The organism is Enterococcus sp. CR-Ec1 (assembly GCF_002850555.1).
In the GTDB taxonomy this organism is placed as follows: Bacteria; Bacillota; Bacilli; order Lactobacillales; family Enterococcaceae; genus Enterococcus_D; species Enterococcus_D entomosocium.
This window is the reverse complement of sequence record NZ_CP025223.1, coordinates 2,629,542-2,644,176: the sequence shown is the minus strand read 5'-3', so window position 1 is coordinate 2,644,176 and position 14,635 is coordinate 2,629,542. Positions and strand designations below refer to the sequence as shown.

Sequence of the window (14,635 nt, the reverse complement as noted above, 5' to 3'; positions counted from 1 at the left end):
CAGTAATTATTCCACGATTGCTCGTTGGATATCTAAGACGGTGCCGGTATGAGCATCTGCCAAAAATTCATAGGTGACAAGCTGTCCGTCTTCGGTGCGGGTGATGCCGCCAGTATATCCTTGGGAAGTGATCGCAAATTTGCGCAAAGGTTGTTTTTCGAAATTGATCCAAGAACCTTCGATCGGTCCTTCTTTGATAAACGCCGCTTTTATATTGTCTAAGACATCATCGGCATTCATGGCTTGCCTTTTCTTCAACCAGATCGTTGAAAAAATCCCTCCTGCAAAGCCAAGACCTAAACCGATGGTCAGTCCATTTTTAAAATAATGCAATGGATGCTCATTCTCCATCTAATGTCCCTCCTAAAGTAAGTTTTCCCGAATGTTTTGATCTCGGTGAAAGCACAGGTCCTCTTAACAATAGTTTACCATAGTTTAGAAATATTCTATAAGAAAAATAACCAACAATAGAAATTTGCGCTATAATAAAGAATATCAGTAGGAATAAGGAGGAAGAGAGCACATCCGTTGTTTCACCCAAAAATTGCTGAAAAACACAGCAACAGCAAGCGTTGCTTTTTCAAAAAAAGCAGCTTTGTTTCTTTGGGGCAGCAAACAACTGATACGTGTTTCTCGAATGATCATGGAAGAAAAAACATTTCAACGTATCAAAGAACTAACGGAGCTACAAGGAACCAGCGGGTTTGAACACGACGTGCGAGCGTATATGCGTGAAGCGATGACTCCATTGGTAGATGAAATCCAACAAGATGGCTTAGGCGGCATCTTCGGTTTGCGTCACCACCAAGAAGCAGATGCACCACGAGTGATGTTAGCTGCTCACATGGACGAAGTTGGTTTCTTATTGACGACGATCACCGATCGCGGCTTATTCAAAGTCACTCCTTTAGGCGGATGGAACCCTTATGTGGTATCTGCTCAACGGTTTACATTGAAAACAGCGAAGGGCGATTACCCATGCGTTTCTTCTTCAGTACCGCCACATTTATTGCGAGGAAGCAGCGGTCAAAAAAATGTCGAAGTGACAGATATTTTGTTTGATGCTGGGTTTGAATCAAAAGAAGAAGCAGAAAGCTTTGGCGTACGTCCTGGCGATACGATCGTCCCACAAGTGGAAACCATCAAAACAGTCAATGGGAAAAACATCATCTCGAAAGCTTGGGACAACCGTTACGGCTGTGCTGTCGTATTAGAAGCACTTGAAGCCTTGAAAGAGGAAACATTAGGCCATACGTTGATTGCTGGTGCCAACGTTCAGGAAGAAGTCGGCTTACGGGGTTCTCGTCCGTCTGTGACGAAATTCAAACCAGACTTGTTCTTTGCGGTCGATTGCTCGCCAGCGGATGACACAGTCACGAAAAATGGCACCTTTGGTCATCTAGGAGCCGGGACTTTGATGCGAATCTATGATCCAGGCATGATCATGTTGCCACGGATGAAAGAATTCTTGTTGGATACAGCAGAAAGCAACAACATTCCTTACCAATACTTTGTTTCAAAAGGTGGTACCGATGCTGGTGCAGCACACATGGCAAATGAAGGGATCCCAAGTTCTGTCATCGGTGTTCCTGGACGGTACATCCATACTCACCAAACCTTATTCAGTATCGCTGATTTTGAAGCGGCACGGGAAATGGTGATTCAAGTCTTGAAAGGTTTGGATCGTTCAACCGTTGATACGATTTTGGCAGGACAATAAGCGAGAACGAACGAAAGCAAAGAGACAGCCACCCGTTGTCTCTTTTTTTTCTGCAGGGCTTTGCAAGATCAGCATGTCAGTTGGTAGTCCCTGAAAGAAAGGTGTATACTTAAAGAAAAGAAAGTGGTGAGTATTTGATTATTCCAAAAGATTTAGCAGAGTTAGCAACATATGTGGAGAAAGGCAAAAATGTCTTCTTTTTCACCGCCGATTGGTGTGGCGATTGCCGATATATCAAACCGCAATTGCCTGAGATCGAAGCGGACTTTCCAGATCTTCAATTTATCGAAGTCGACCGTGACGAATACATGGATGTAGCGGTTGAATGGAACATTTTTGGTATTCCTAGCCTCGTCGTTATCGAAGACGGCAAGGAGCTGGGACGGTTAGTCAACAAGGATCGCAAAACCAAAGAAGAGATCGAAGCCTTTTTAACCAGCGTACAATCAGCATAGGAGGGGAAAAAGATGGAAGCACAAAGATATCAAAACATTTTAGTAGGGATCGACGGTTCAGATCAAGCGATGTCAGCCTTCAAAAAAGCAGTGGAAGTCGCTCGTCGAAATCAAGGGAAGGTCTATGCCGCAACGATCATCGATCAGCAAGTGCCGACCATGATGGGCTATGCACCTTTGGATAGTTCCATCTTAGAACAAGAAAAAGACACGGCGAAAAATCTGATCGACGACTGCAAAGCCTACGCAAAATCAGTAGATTTTGATCTAGTAGAAGGCATCGTCGCTTACGGCTCCATCAAAGACGCCCTTGCCACCCAATTACCGGATCAATACGACATCGATTTGATCATGGTGGGGCAATCCGGGCTGAACGCCGTGGAACGTTTCATGATGGGGAGTGTCGCCAGCTTCGTTATTCGTGAAGCCCGGTGCGACGTGCTGATCGTATCACCTGAAGAAACCAAAGCGTAAGGTCATTTTGGAAAAAATAAGCTTGTCGTTGCCGTGTTCTTTTCCTTAGTTCGCATGGTAATAACAAGTGACAAAAGGAAGTTCCTGAGAACCAGCGGTTTTGCTCGCTAGTGAAGCATTATCTTTAGCAAATGAGCAGTAGCTGGTTTTCAGGCTTTTTTGTCTTTGAAAATAACTAGAATTTCAAGGAAAACAAAGAAATTCCATGACGGATGCCGAAAAATTTGTTAAGATTATGGGCGGAATGTGTAAGTACCTAAGGAGGAAAAAACGTGATTTTTGCTTATAACAAAGAATATGTCAGTGATACACTGCTTGCGATCACAGCAGATGATAAAGGATTAGAACAAACCGTCGAACGCAAAGGCAATGTTGCCCAAATCAAAAATGAAGAAGGCACGATCGTCGGCTGGAACTTTTTTGCGATTTCAGAAGTGATGACGATCGAAGGCCGTGGTCAAGTGACGTTGACGAAAGAACAAATCCAACAATTGAACACCATGATCAAAGAAGCCGGATTCAGGGAAGAACTGCCTGCAGAAACAGAACCAAAAATCGTCGTTGGCTATGTGAAGTCTTGTGTGGAACATCCAGACAGCGACCATCTGTCTATCACGGAAACAGAAGTTGGAGATGGGGAAGTCTTGCAAATCGTCTGTGGCGCTGCCAATATCCGTAAAGGATTGAAAGTCGTTGTCGCTAAACCTGGCGCAATGATGCCGGATGGCTTGATGATTTGGCCGGGGACGCTTCGTGGCGTAGAAAGCTTCGGAATGATCTGTTCTGCTAAAGAACTGCATTTAGAAGGTGCACCAATAAAAAAAGGCATCCTTGAGCTGCCTCAAGATGCCGTTTTAGGTGAAGCTTTTCCAGTCGGTAAAGCCTAAAAAAATGAACTGCCGCTTCCTGTTTTTGCGGCAGTTCATTTTTTGATTATTGTTTCGATTAGTTTTGGTGATTGGCTGCTTAGTTGCTGCTGTCTGTTGATTGTTCGTTGATCGATGTATCAACGGAAAGTTTTACTTCTGCTGTTTTTTCTTCATCGCCACGATAGAAGGTTACAGTGATCGTGTCACCGACTTTGTGTTTGTACAACGCAGATTGTAGATCCGTTGTTGTGCTGACTTCTGTATCATCAATCTTCGTGATAACGTCATATTGTTGCAATCCTGCTTGTTCTGCTGGTGTTGCATTGTTGACTGAGTAGATCACAACGCCTGAAGTTACGGATGAAGGAACTTTCAAGATTTGTTCTTGTTGTTGTGATGTGATGGAACCTAAATCGATCGTTTGGATCCCTAGTGCAGGGCGGACCACTTTGCCGTCTGCTTCTAGTTGATTGATGATTTCAACGACATCGTTACTTGGAATCGCAAAGCCCATTCCTTCGACACTAACGCCTGACGCAGAACCAGAGGTGCTGGCGATTTTACTTGAGTTGATCCCAATCACTTGACCATCAACGTTGATCAGTGGACCACCAGAGTTTCCTGGGTTGATTGCAGCATCCGTTTGGATCGCGTTGATACTGATCGTACCACCAGATTCGTTTTGGCTTGTTACTTGACGATTCAAGGAAGACACGATCCCTTGTGTCACAGAGTTTGCGTAGTCAGAGCCTAGAGGAGAACCAATCGCGATTGCTGGTTCGCCGACTTTCAAGGCACTTGAATCGCCAAATGTTGCGGCAGTTGTAACTTTTTCAGAAGAGATTTTTAAGACGGCTAAGTCTGTGTAAGAATCGGTACCTACCAATTCAGCTTTGACTTTTGTACCATCTGCTAAGACAACTTCCAAACCATCTTGACCTTCAACTACGTGGTTGTTGGTTACGACATAGGCATCGTCGCCATCGATTTTGTAAATGACACCACTCCCTTCAGAAGAAGCTTCTAAAGCACTGTCGTCTTCGCTTTGGCTATCGCCTTCACTTTGTCCACCTTGCTGACCAAAGAGGCTGTTCCAATCGTTGCTTTGACTTTGTTGTAAATTAATGATGGAAACGACGGAATCTTGTACTTTTTCAACTGCTTCAGTGACATCGCTGGTCACATCAAGTTTGACATTAGATACTTGTGTTTGCCCGTTAGAATCTTGGACCCCACTGTTGGTCGTGGTTTCTGGTGTTGAAGTCAAGGATGAACCCATTGCCAGATATAGACCGCCGAAGGTCAATAAACCGCCGACCATACCGCCTAAAATCCCAATACCTAATCGTTTTAATAAACCAGGAGAAGTTTTCTTACCTGGTGTGACATATTTTCTTGACATTACTATTTCCCCCTTAATGAATAATTCGTTATAATCAGTATATTCCTTCTATCTGAGATTAGTCTACTAAGAGATTTTGAAAAAAATATGAAGAAGTTGCGTAAGAATCTGTTTCAAACGATGAAATTTTCTTCGTAAAGCCCGTTCATTTTTGAATAAAAATAGCAGGCTAAACTGGGGAGAAGCAAAGGTCTTTTTATCCACACTGTGTGGACAAACTTGAGAGCTTTGATTGGATGGATGAAGAAACCCTTGAAGTGTCGCAGTTTTATAGATAAGATAGAAGGATTTCAAAGAAAGTCAAAGTGTGTAAAAGGCTGTGGATAGCATTGTCCACATTTTCATAAAATAAGGGGATAACGAGGAGGAACCTATGAAAATCAAAATCGTCACAGTAGGAAAACTAAAAGAAAAGTACCTCGTTCAAGGAATCAACGAGTACGCCAAACGATTGGGGGCATACGCAAAGCTTGAGTTTGTCGAAGTACCAGATGAAAAAGCGCCAGAAACCTTGAGTGAAGCCCAAATGCTGCAAATCAAAGAAAAAGAAGGCCAGCGCATTTTAGCCAAAATCAAAGACACCGAATATGTCTTTGCCTTAGCAATCGAAGGCACCAATCCCACCAGTGAAGCCTTCGCCAAACAAATCGATCAACTCGGCATCCAAGGAAAAAGCCAACTGACCTTCGTCATCGGCGGCTCCCTAGGCTTAAGCCAAGAAGTCATGACTCGCAGTGATGCCAAAATCTCCTTTGGCAAAATGACCTACCCCCACCAACTCATGAAACTGATCTTATTGGAGCAGATTTATCGCGCGTATCGAATCAATACGGGAGCGCCGTATCATAAGTAAATATCTTAAGCAGTATAATAGAAAAAATTATCCACCGGTACTACCGGTAAAAAGGAGCAACAACCATGCGAAATATCAAACTAACGATTGAATACGACGGCAAGCGCTACTTAGGGTGGCAACGACTAGGAGATTCTGAAAAAACGATCCAAGAAAAAGTTGAAGGGGTCATCAAATTATTGACGGGAGAAGAAATTGAGATCGTGGGTTCTGGTAGAACCGATGCGGGCACGCATGCTCGAGGACAAGTGGCAAATTTCAAGACGACCCATCAAATGAGTTTGCCAGAGATGCAGCAGTTCTTTAACCGCTATTTGCCGCAAGACATCGTTGTCAACAAGATTGAAGAAGTGCCTGAACGATTCCATGCACGCTATCACGCCAAAGGCAAGCAATACAGCTATTATGTTTGGAACAACGCGATCCCATCGGTCTTTGCTCGCAATACCAGTTTTCATTGCCCGCAGCCCCTTGATTTGGAAAAAATGCAGCAAGCAGCTGAGAAGTTGATCGGCACCCATGATTTTATCGGCTTTTCTGCATTGAAAAAATCAAAAAAATCAACGGTGCGCACGATCGATGAAATCACCATCACACCAGAAGGCGACCTACTGCGGTTTACCTTCAAAGGCAACGGTTTTTTGCATAAAATGGTCCGAATCTTGACAGGCACACTGATTGCCATTGGCGATGGCACACTGCCGCCAGAAGTGATCGATCAAGTGTTAGCCGATAAAGTACGACAAGCAGCTGGTGAAACAGTGCCTTCTCATGGCTTATTTCTAGATGAGGTGTATTATTAAAAGAAACATGGTAATGGCTATTTAAGGAAAGGAGATCATCTATTGATCACATTAAAATCCCCACGAGAAATCGAACAAATGAAAACTTCCGGTCGTATCTTGGCAAGTATTCACGAGCAACTACGGGAAAAAATCGTTCCCGGTATCACCACGAACCAAATCAACGCCTTTGTCCATCAACAGATAGAAGCTGCAGGGGCAACAGCCGCGCAAATTGGGTTTGAAGGCTATGAATTTGCGACGTGTATCAGTGTCAATGAAGAGATTTGTCATGGTTTCCCTTCAGAATATGTTTTAAAATCAGGCGATGTCGTCAAAGTCGATTTTTGTGTCGATTACAAAGGAGCAATCTCTGACAGCTGTTGGACATATGCTGTAGGAGAGATTTCGCCAGAACATCAAGCGCTGATGGAAGTAACGAAAGAAGCCTTAATGAAAGGCATCGAGCAAGCACAAGTCGGCAACCGCGTCGGCGATATTGGCTATGCGATCCAAAGCTTTGCTGAAGAAAAAGGGTATGGTGTCGTGCGGGACTTTATTGCTCACGGCATTGGCCCAACCATTCATGAAGAACCCTTCTTTCCTCATTTCGGGTTACCTGGCAAAGGAATTCGTTTGAAAGAGGGCATGACGATCACCATCGAACCGATGATCACGACCGGCACTTGGCGCATGAAGATGGACCCAAACGGCTGGACAGCACGCACGATTGACGGCAGTTATTGTGCCCAATATGAACATTCGATCGCCATCACCAAAGAAGGTCCAGTCATCATGACGTTGCAAAAGGAAGAAACGTGAACATCACTTAATGTCTTTGAAAAATAACTGTGTGTAATTTCCGTAACATGAATACTTTCTACTCCCCCTGTGGAGGATATAGTGTATATGATTTATCTATCGCTGGTTGTCGCACCAATTGTTGTTGGTATAGTCATCGAACTATTTTCTCACTGGTTGGATGAGAAAGACAAAGACGATAACTAAGCAAGTTGCTATCCAACTCACATGCTAGCAGTCGCAACTAGCATAAACAAGGCGCTCCCTTTCGTCGCGGTTAGGGAGCGCCTTTGTGCTGTAGTGCTATAAACTTTCTATCGTTTCGCAAGGTTATTATATCACAGGGAAAATAAAAAACTACCCGTGATATCCACTCGAATAGATAAAGAAAACCTAATAAATTTGAAATTTAATTACCTCTACTTCTATTTTCCGAAATATGGATGGTAACCCCCACTTGAGGTATTACCGTGAAAAAAATAGTCTATAGTGGGAGTTATTGTTTTCTCTTTTTTTTAAATAGAGAAAAATTTAAATTAGGTGTACATGTAAGTGATAAATTCGGATAAAGTAAACGACCCAGTATTTTCTGATAAAGCCATGGGTGACGGTTTTGCAGGTATTCCTATTGAAGAAATTGTTGGCTCCCTGATTAGTGGGAAAGTTAACTATTTTTTCGAACTAGCTATGCTATCGAATATAGAACACATGAAGGAATAAGTAGGGGAGGGACAGCAATCCCTGTTGTTTACTACTTACTTGCATCCAAATATTGTTAATACCTAAAGAGCGTATCAACGTGGTTATAATCAAATCGTTTATGTCAGTCATTGTCCTGCAATTTGACATTTTGGTATACTACAAATTTTTATTAGCACAGCAGTGTAAACTTGTAAGAACAATTCTTTTTAAATGAATTTAGGTGAATCGACCAAAAAGGATAATTATGTATATACTCCATCGTGATATATGTTATACTATGTATATACAGAAAGAGGTGTCGCGCATGGAAATGTTACCTATAAAAAAATGGGGCAATAGTAACGGTCTGAGATTGCCGAAGTACATTATGGAGTATCTTGGCATTCATACAGATGACAAAGTGAAGATAATACAAGAAGAAGTAAACGGCCATAAACGGCTAATCATCGAAGCAGCAAATTTAGAAAACGAGTTAACGATTGAAGAGTTATTTGAAAATTACACTGCTGAGAAAAATCATGTGGAAATTCAAAATTTAGGTGAAGCAGTAGGGAATGAAAAATGGTAAGAAAACCTAGACAAGGTGATATTTTGTTATTGGATACAGCTCCTCGTTCTGGACATGAACAAACGGGAAAAAGGCCCTATATTGTTTTAAGTCATGACATGATTGCAGATTATAGTAACGTTGCCACCGTTGCTCCGATTTCGAGTACAAGTAGAAACTATCCGTTATATGTAAGTATTGATCCAGATTATGGCATGAAGACAACAGGAAAAGTATTGTTGGATCAATTAACGACAATTGATTATGAAGCCAGAGCATGTGTTTTTTTGGAAAAAGCGCATGAGCACTTGGTTGATGAGTTATTGATAAAAGTTAGAACAGTATTTCAAAAAGTAAGTAGATAAAAACAGCATGATCATCTAATCGATGTTGACCATGCTGTTTTCTTTTATTCTATAAACGCTTTGTCTCGTAACATTATACTCCATTGCAATCTTTAAGATACTAGCTCTATTCCCGTGATCCTGAACGATACTTTTATAAACAAGGCAATGGGGGCGCTTTTGTGTTTGCACTAGCAGTCTTAATACTTTATGCTTGGCGATGTTTGAATTCGGCACGCTGCTGCTAGGCATCATTGCCAAAATTTCGACGATTGAGTCTTCGATAAATTTATCAAGGAATCTAATGAATGGAGGACTAGCCCACAGCCGCTAACATCAAACATCCCCATGATTGAGTTTGTCAGCCACAAAGGTTTCTACACTATACCTGCCCCATTTTGAGAGACTCTCTATAAATAAAGGGAAGGTTACATCTGTAAAATGACTGACCAAGAGATAACAAGCTTGACCCGAAACTTTATGAAAGACCTCAATTTCTTTGTATTGATTCACGAAGGCTTCAAAAGCTGTATAGCGATTTGAATCCATAAAAAACCGGATGTATTGCGTACTTGGGTAGTTTACTACAATACTAAATCGCTGAATGATTCCCTCATCTTGCAATTTCAAGATCCGATTGCCCACGGCTTGTCCCGTCAGGTGGACCATTTCGCCGATTTCTTTGTTCGATAATTTGCTGTTGTGTTTCAGGATAGCTAGGATTTGTTCATCGATGATGTCCATAAGGGTTCCTCCTTTCATAATGAAAGTAAATTGACTTTATCTTTTTCAAGAGACACTTTGTTGTAGGTTCATATGTATTTATACTGGATTATAACAAATAAGAAAAGAAATGGTGATTCTATGAAAAAAGCTTTAGTAATTATTGATGTCCAAAATGATTATTTTAAAGAAGGAAGAATGGCCCTTCATTCCCCTGAACAGGCGCTTGCAAACATAAATAAACTAGAAGCGTCTTTTATCGAAAAGCAACTCCCGATCATCTATATCCAACACATCAACGATCAAGAAGCAGCTGATTTTTTTGAACGAGGGACCGAAGGTGTACTGCTGCATGAACAGTTAAAAACAACGCATTCTTCTATTATTATCGAAAAGCACTTTCCTAACTCCTTCATTGAAACAAATTTAAAAGAGACGTTAGACTCTTTAGGTGTTCAACAAGTTATCATCACTGGGATGATGACGCATATGTGCATCGATTCAACCACAAGAGCTAGTAAAGAACTCGGTTATCAGCCCATACTGATTTCTGATGCCACGGCAACGAAAGCATTAACATTTGAAGCACACGAAATTCCTGCGGAAGCTGTTCAACGAGCGTTTTTATCGGCGTTGGAAACCTTCTCTACGGTGATGAAAACCGATGACTATTTAAACGGATTGTAGAAAAATTGCGTATTTACCAACAAAGGCAAAGGTTCATTTGCATTGAGTGGTTCTTGATCACTCTTTGAAATTGGCAATCCTATCTCATTCCGCTTCAATGTTTCTAAAAAAAAATGAATGCCCAATTGCGTACCCACCAATGATACTGAGCTGATCCCTCAGAGGATGAATAAGAACTAACCCATACAAAAGCCAAAAACGTTCGAGGATTTCTCTCGAACGTTTTTTGGGCATCAAATTGGGCGAATCGGCGAAACTATGGTACAGTGCAACCAAACAAGGAGTGAATTCGGCTCCTTCATGAGGCAAAGGGGCAATGGTGATGAAGCAAACAACGATGGCGTGGCTGTCAGAAATCTATAATTTGATCTTGTATCCTGGCACGAGACAGTGGGAACGAGAACAACTGGTGCAAGCAAAAAATACACTGGAAACTCAGCTGGCGACCAAACAAAAAGCAGGCAAACACGAAAAGGAATCGTTAAATAGCCTTGAAGACCAACAGACCAGACGGGTTTTGGAAAAACTAGAAGCGTCGTTGCGTCCTTTGGCACTGAGAAACAATCTGACCCCGAATGTCGCCGAGTTTTATCAAACAATCAGCCAGCCAGCACCGAAAAAGGCAATGAATGAAGAAACAAGCAAAGCCCAACCAGCAGAAGTTTCCGTGGAGCCGACCGAAACAGGTGGAAAAGCACAAGAAGTGGCTATTTTTGCTGGCGGCTGCTTTTGGTGTATGGTAGAGCCTTTTGAAGACCAGCCGGGCATTCTTTCCGTTTTGTCGGGGTATACTGGGGGAACAGTCCCGAATCCGACGTATGATCAAGTACTAAGTGGAACAACAGGGCATGTCGAAGCAGTAGAGATCATTTTTGATCCCAAAATCATCACCTATCAGGACTTGTTACAGTTGTATTGGCAAGTGACAGACCCGACAGATGCTTTCGGACAATTTCAAGATCGCGGCAATTTTTATCGTCCAATCATTTTCTATACGACTGCTGAGCAAGAAGTGCTTGCGCAACGAGCCAAAAAGGAACTAGCACAATCTGGTTATTATCAGCAACCCATCGTGACCGAGATCCGCATGGCTGCACCCTTTTGGCCAGCGGAAAAATACCATCAAGCATTTTACAAGAAGCAGCCCAAGCGCTACCAGCGGATCAAGCGAGCGCGCAAGCAACTGATGCTTTTTTATAAACTGAAACGCTGGACAAACCGAGGGGAAAAACGATCATAAACAGAAGATCACTAAAAAAAGCGGGGCTCCGAGAAAAGGGGAAAAGAATCAAATGAAGGCTCTTTTCTCCACAAGCCGCGCTTTTTTCTGCGCTTTTAGCCAATTGGATAAAAAACGTAGATTTATTTTAGAATAATGTCCAAAGAAAGCGTTAACAACAAGAATTATAATAGAGAAAGAAAAAGTGGCGAAAAAGGTCGAAAAAGCAGGTGTCTTTTGCTTGATTCCTTTCTTCGAGGAAAGAAGGTGGGAAACACCAGAGAATAATCAGCGGAAAAATCAATCAGCAACACCCCATAGCAACACAACATTTATTATATGAAGATTCATATAAGTTAGGAGAAATGTGATGAAAAAAAAGGGAACGTTCGTCTCACTGTTTATGGCTCTCATTCTTTTTATCTTTTCAGAAAGAACAGTGTTTGCGGCAGAAGCGATCAATGAGATCGTTGCACCAACTGGAGTCAAAGCATTTTTAGTACTGATTCCGTTAGTGTTAGTACTGGTTTTACTCTTTAAAAAAGTAGATATGATCATTGCTGGCTTGATTGCTGGGATATTGGCGATGATTATTGGCGGGATCAGTTTAGCTGAAGCCAATTCGCAACTGTTGGAAGCTATTCCGACGATGTTAAGTATTACGGTGCCAATCATCAATTCCGCTGTAGCGATGGCGGTCTTCAAAGCCGGTAGTTATACGGCAGCCTTAACCTTAGCCAAAAGGGGGACCAAAGGAAAAGTGGAATATGTGGCTGGTTTTATTGTCATCTTATTGGCAGCAGCGACTTATATGTCTGGGATCGGCGGCGGGAGTGCCATGGTGATCGCACCGTTAGCATTTGCGGCAGTTGGAGTGGTACCCGAATTGATCGCAGCGATGTCGTTGGCAGCAGCGGTCTCCTTTACGACTTCTCCTGCCTCTTTGGAATCTAGTATCGTGTCTGAACTAGGCGGCTTTAGTGTCGCTTCTTATGTCGATCAAATGCGCCCATTCTGGTTGTTATTCGTTGGTTTGGCGATTTTATTGGCATTCTTCGGGACCAAGCGTCGTCATCTGGGCTTCAAAGAATCAGCCAACCAAGAGTACGAAAACAAAAGCAATGGCGAGTTATTTAAAACGACACTGCCTGCGATCTTCTTGCTTTTTGCGGTCATCTTTGGTCCGTTGATCAATGACCTGATCGGCTTTGTCCTCTTTACGCCGCTAGTTTATATGGTGGTCACGTTGGCGTTGATTTTTGTTTGTACCGACTTTTCGATGAATCAATCGGTGGAAGCGATGGTGGACGGATCCACGTATATTTTGACCCGCTTGTTCCAAGTGGGGATCTTTTTAGCCTTCATCAACGTGATCGCTGAAACTGGGACGTTTGCTGTTATTGCCGGTGCGGCACAAAATGCCCCCGCAGCGATCGTCGTTCCCGTGGCGATCTTGACGGGTGTCTTGATTGGGATTCCCGCAGGTGCCTATGTCGGCTCCGTATTAACATTAGTGTTACCAGTTGCCGTTTCATTAGGCTTCCCAGTGTTAGCTCTTGGTTTTGTAACGATGGGGGTTGGACTCGGCAGTCAAATGAGTTTCGTCAACATTACGATGCAAGCTTTATCTTCTGGTTTCCAAATTCCGATTCTGGATGTAGTCAAAGGAAACGTGAAGTGGTTGAGTTTAGCAGCCGTATTATTATTAGTCATCGGCTTAGTGTTTGGCTGATGGATAGGAGGAAAACATGGATATATTGATCAAACAAGCACGTCTTGAAGACGATGCAGAATTAGTAGACATTGCAATTTCAAAAGGAAAAATTACCGCAGTTGCACCCAACATTGAAGAATCAGCAGCAAAAACGATTGAGGCGAAAGGCAAAGTGGTGATCCCTGGATTGATCGAAAGTCATATCCACTTAGACAAAGCCTTGATTGCCGATCGTGAACCTAATAATTCAGGTACATTACAAGAAGCGATCCAAGTTACGGCAAAGCTCAAACCGACTTTTACCGAAGAAGATATTTATGATCGAGCGAAACGTGCATTAGAAATGCTGATCATACATGGCACCACTGCTGTTCGCACCCATGCCGAATTTGATCCGGCGCAAGGCTTCACTGGGTTTGACACCATCATGCGCTTAAAAGAAGAATACCGAGACCTGATCGACATTCAGGTCGTTGCCTTTCCGCAAGAAGGAATTTTTAAAGCACCCGGAACGGATAAAATGATGATTGAAGCGATGGAGAAAGGCGCCGATGTCGTTGGCGGCATTCCTTACAATGATGCGCCAGCCAATGAACACATCGACTTGATCTTTGAGATCGCCAAACAATTTGACAAAGACATTGACTTGCATCAGGATTTTGCTGACGAAGCAGACGATACATCGATCGTCTACCTGTGTGAAAAAACCATCGCAGAAGGCTACCAAGGTCGGGTATCTGTAGGACACTTGACTGCGCTGCACGCCATGGAACCGGATCAGCTGGCAGAAGTTATCGATTTGATGGTCAAAGCCCAAATCAATGTGATGCCGTTGCCTGCGACCGACTTACACTTAGGTGCTAGAAACGATGCCTACAACGTTCGTCGTGCCGTGACGCCGATTCGCAAATTACGTGATGCCGGTGTGAATATTTGCTTAGGCAGCAACAATATTCGTAACGCCTTTACGCCATATGGCAACGGTGATTTGATTCAAATCGCTATGTTGGCTGTGCCAGTGGCGCATTTAGGCGGCGCCGATGACCTGCCGACAGTCTTGCCAATGATTACGACCAATACCGCCAAAGCATTAAATATCAAAGACTATGGGATTGCTGTTGGCAACCGCGCAGATTTGATTCTTTTAGATACCCAGAGAAAAGCCGATGTGCTGATCGATATTCCTGAACGTTTAGTGGTCATCAAAAATGGCCGCATCATCGTGGAAGTCAAAAAAGAAGTGACGATCCACCGTTAGCAACAGGTCATGTTTTCTTAAGTAGTACGATTTATTCGTGCTACTTTTTTTATCGTAATATAGTTGAAGTAACAAGATCATTTTC

Annotated in this window: 18 protein-coding genes and 1 pseudogene; 15 read left to right on the top strand and 4 right to left on the bottom strand. The window is 42.8% G+C overall.

All coding sequences use genetic code 11. The features are described from left to right. Positions 1 to 6: 6 nt before the first annotated feature. On the bottom strand, positions 7 to 351 hold the full coding sequence (locus tag CXM95_RS12710; RefSeq protein WP_005234590.1) for a peptidase: 345 nt from the start codon (positions 349 to 351) through the stop codon (positions 7 to 9). Positions 352 to 643: 292 nt separating this feature from the next. Between CXM95_RS12710 and pepA the strand changes: the two genes are divergently transcribed. The 4 genes from pepA to ytpR all read left to right on the top strand — a co-directional run bounded on the left by pepA (position 644) and on the right by ytpR (position 3,536). Then, positions 644 to 1,720, top strand: a complete 1,077-nt coding sequence (gene pepA, locus CXM95_RS12700) for a glutamyl aminopeptidase (RefSeq protein WP_086299278.1) — start codon at positions 644 to 646, stop codon at positions 1,718 to 1,720. Between the two features lie 134 nt (positions 1,721 to 1,854). Beyond that, positions 1,855 to 2,175, top strand: coding sequence for a thioredoxin family protein (locus CXM95_RS12695; protein ID WP_026008043.1), 321 nt, complete (start codon positions 1,855 to 1,857; stop codon positions 2,173 to 2,175). Between the two features lie 12 nt (positions 2,176 to 2,187). Next, complete coding sequence (locus CXM95_RS12690) at positions 2,188 to 2,649, top strand: universal stress protein (protein ID WP_005225429.1); 462 nt, start codon at positions 2,188 to 2,190, stop codon at positions 2,647 to 2,649. 272 nt (positions 2,650 to 2,921) lie between these two features. Further along, entirely contained in the window at positions 2,922 to 3,536 is a 615-nt protein-coding gene (ytpR, locus tag CXM95_RS12685) for a YtpR family tRNA-binding protein (RefSeq protein ID WP_101699228.1), read from the top strand. 79 nt (positions 3,537 to 3,615) lie between these two features. Here the strand turns inward: ytpR and CXM95_RS12680 are convergent, their stop codons facing one another. After that, positions 3,616 to 4,920, bottom strand: a complete 1,305-nt coding sequence (locus CXM95_RS12680; RefSeq protein WP_086297606.1) for a S1C family serine protease — start codon at positions 4,918 to 4,920, stop codon at positions 3,616 to 3,618. Between the two features lie 373 nt (positions 4,921 to 5,293). On the opposite strand from CXM95_RS12680, the gene rlmH reads away from it, so the two are divergent. The 7 genes from rlmH to CXM95_RS12645 all read left to right on the top strand — a co-directional run bounded on the left by rlmH (position 5,294) and on the right by CXM95_RS12645 (position 8,970). Beyond that, entirely contained in the window at positions 5,294 to 5,773 is a 480-nt protein-coding gene (gene rlmH / locus CXM95_RS12675; RefSeq protein WP_008379108.1) for a 23S rRNA (pseudouridine(1915)-N(3))-methyltransferase RlmH, read from the top strand. Between the two features lie 65 nt (positions 5,774 to 5,838). Continuing rightward, on the top strand, positions 5,839 to 6,576 hold the full coding sequence (gene truA / locus CXM95_RS12670) for a tRNA pseudouridine(38-40) synthase TruA (protein ID WP_005225435.1): 738 nt from the start codon (positions 5,839 to 5,841) through the stop codon (positions 6,574 to 6,576). Positions 6,577 to 6,618: 42 nt separating this feature from the next. After that, positions 6,619 to 7,377 carry a type I methionyl aminopeptidase gene (map, locus tag CXM95_RS12665; RefSeq protein ID WP_086297604.1) on the top strand — a complete coding sequence of 253 codons (759 nt, stop codon included), beginning with the start codon at positions 6,619 to 6,621 and terminating at the stop codon, positions 7,375 to 7,377. Between the two features lie 87 nt (positions 7,378 to 7,464). Next, on the top strand, positions 7,465 to 7,563 hold the full coding sequence (locus CXM95_RS12660; RefSeq protein WP_074534955.1) for a type I toxin-antitoxin system Fst family toxin: 99 nt from the start codon (positions 7,465 to 7,467) through the stop codon (positions 7,561 to 7,563). 345 nt (positions 7,564 to 7,908) lie between these two features. Further along, complete coding sequence (locus CXM95_RS12655; protein ID WP_016621416.1) at positions 7,909 to 8,076, top strand: PTS glucose transporter subunit IIA; 168 nt, start codon at positions 7,909 to 7,911, stop codon at positions 8,074 to 8,076. 286 nt (positions 8,077 to 8,362) lie between these two features. Continuing rightward, on the top strand, positions 8,363 to 8,626 hold the full coding sequence (locus CXM95_RS12650; RefSeq protein ID WP_086297597.1) for an AbrB/MazE/SpoVT family DNA-binding domain-containing protein: 264 nt from the start codon (positions 8,363 to 8,365) through the stop codon (positions 8,624 to 8,626). After that, positions 8,620 to 8,970: a type II toxin-antitoxin system PemK/MazF family toxin gene (locus tag CXM95_RS12645; protein ID WP_086297585.1), complete on the top strand. Its 351-nt coding sequence runs from the start codon at positions 8,620 to 8,622 to the stop codon at positions 8,968 to 8,970. Before CXM95_RS12650 ends, CXM95_RS12645 begins: the two co-directional genes overlap by 7 nt. Positions 8,971 to 8,985: 15 nt before the next feature. Here the strand turns inward: CXM95_RS12645 and CXM95_RS19200 are convergent. Then, positions 8,986 to 9,246 (bottom strand): annotated as a pseudogene (locus CXM95_RS19200) (hypothetical protein); the annotation flags it as partial. Positions 9,247 to 9,285: 39 nt separating this feature from the next. Continuing rightward, entirely contained in the window at positions 9,286 to 9,693 is a 408-nt protein-coding gene (locus CXM95_RS12635; protein WP_008379099.1) for an Lrp/AsnC family transcriptional regulator, read from the bottom strand. Between the two features lie 120 nt (positions 9,694 to 9,813). Between CXM95_RS12635 and CXM95_RS12630 the strand changes: the two genes are divergently transcribed. From CXM95_RS12630 to CXM95_RS12610, 4 genes are all read left to right on the top strand, one after another. Further along, positions 9,814 to 10,359 carry a cysteine hydrolase family protein gene (locus CXM95_RS12630; protein ID WP_042890449.1) on the top strand — a complete coding sequence of 182 codons (546 nt, stop codon included), beginning with the start codon at positions 9,814 to 9,816 and terminating at the stop codon, positions 10,357 to 10,359. 316 nt (positions 10,360 to 10,675) lie between these two features. After that, positions 10,676 to 11,599 (top strand): peptide-methionine (S)-S-oxide reductase MsrA, encoded by a 924-nt coding sequence (msrA, locus tag CXM95_RS12620; RefSeq protein ID WP_086297582.1) that lies wholly within the window; start codon positions 10,676 to 10,678, stop codon positions 11,597 to 11,599. Between the two features lie 349 nt (positions 11,600 to 11,948). After that, positions 11,949 to 13,310 carry a hypothetical protein gene (locus tag CXM95_RS12615; RefSeq protein ID WP_005225442.1) on the top strand — a complete coding sequence of 454 codons (1,362 nt, stop codon included), beginning with the start codon at positions 11,949 to 11,951 and terminating at the stop codon, positions 13,308 to 13,310. A 16-nt stretch (positions 13,311 to 13,326) separates the two neighbouring features. Next, a complete protein-coding gene (locus CXM95_RS12610; protein ID WP_086297579.1) occupies positions 13,327 to 14,550 on the top strand; it encodes an amidohydrolase family protein in 1,224 nt (407 codons plus the stop codon). Positions 14,551 to 14,635 lie beyond the last annotated feature (85 nt).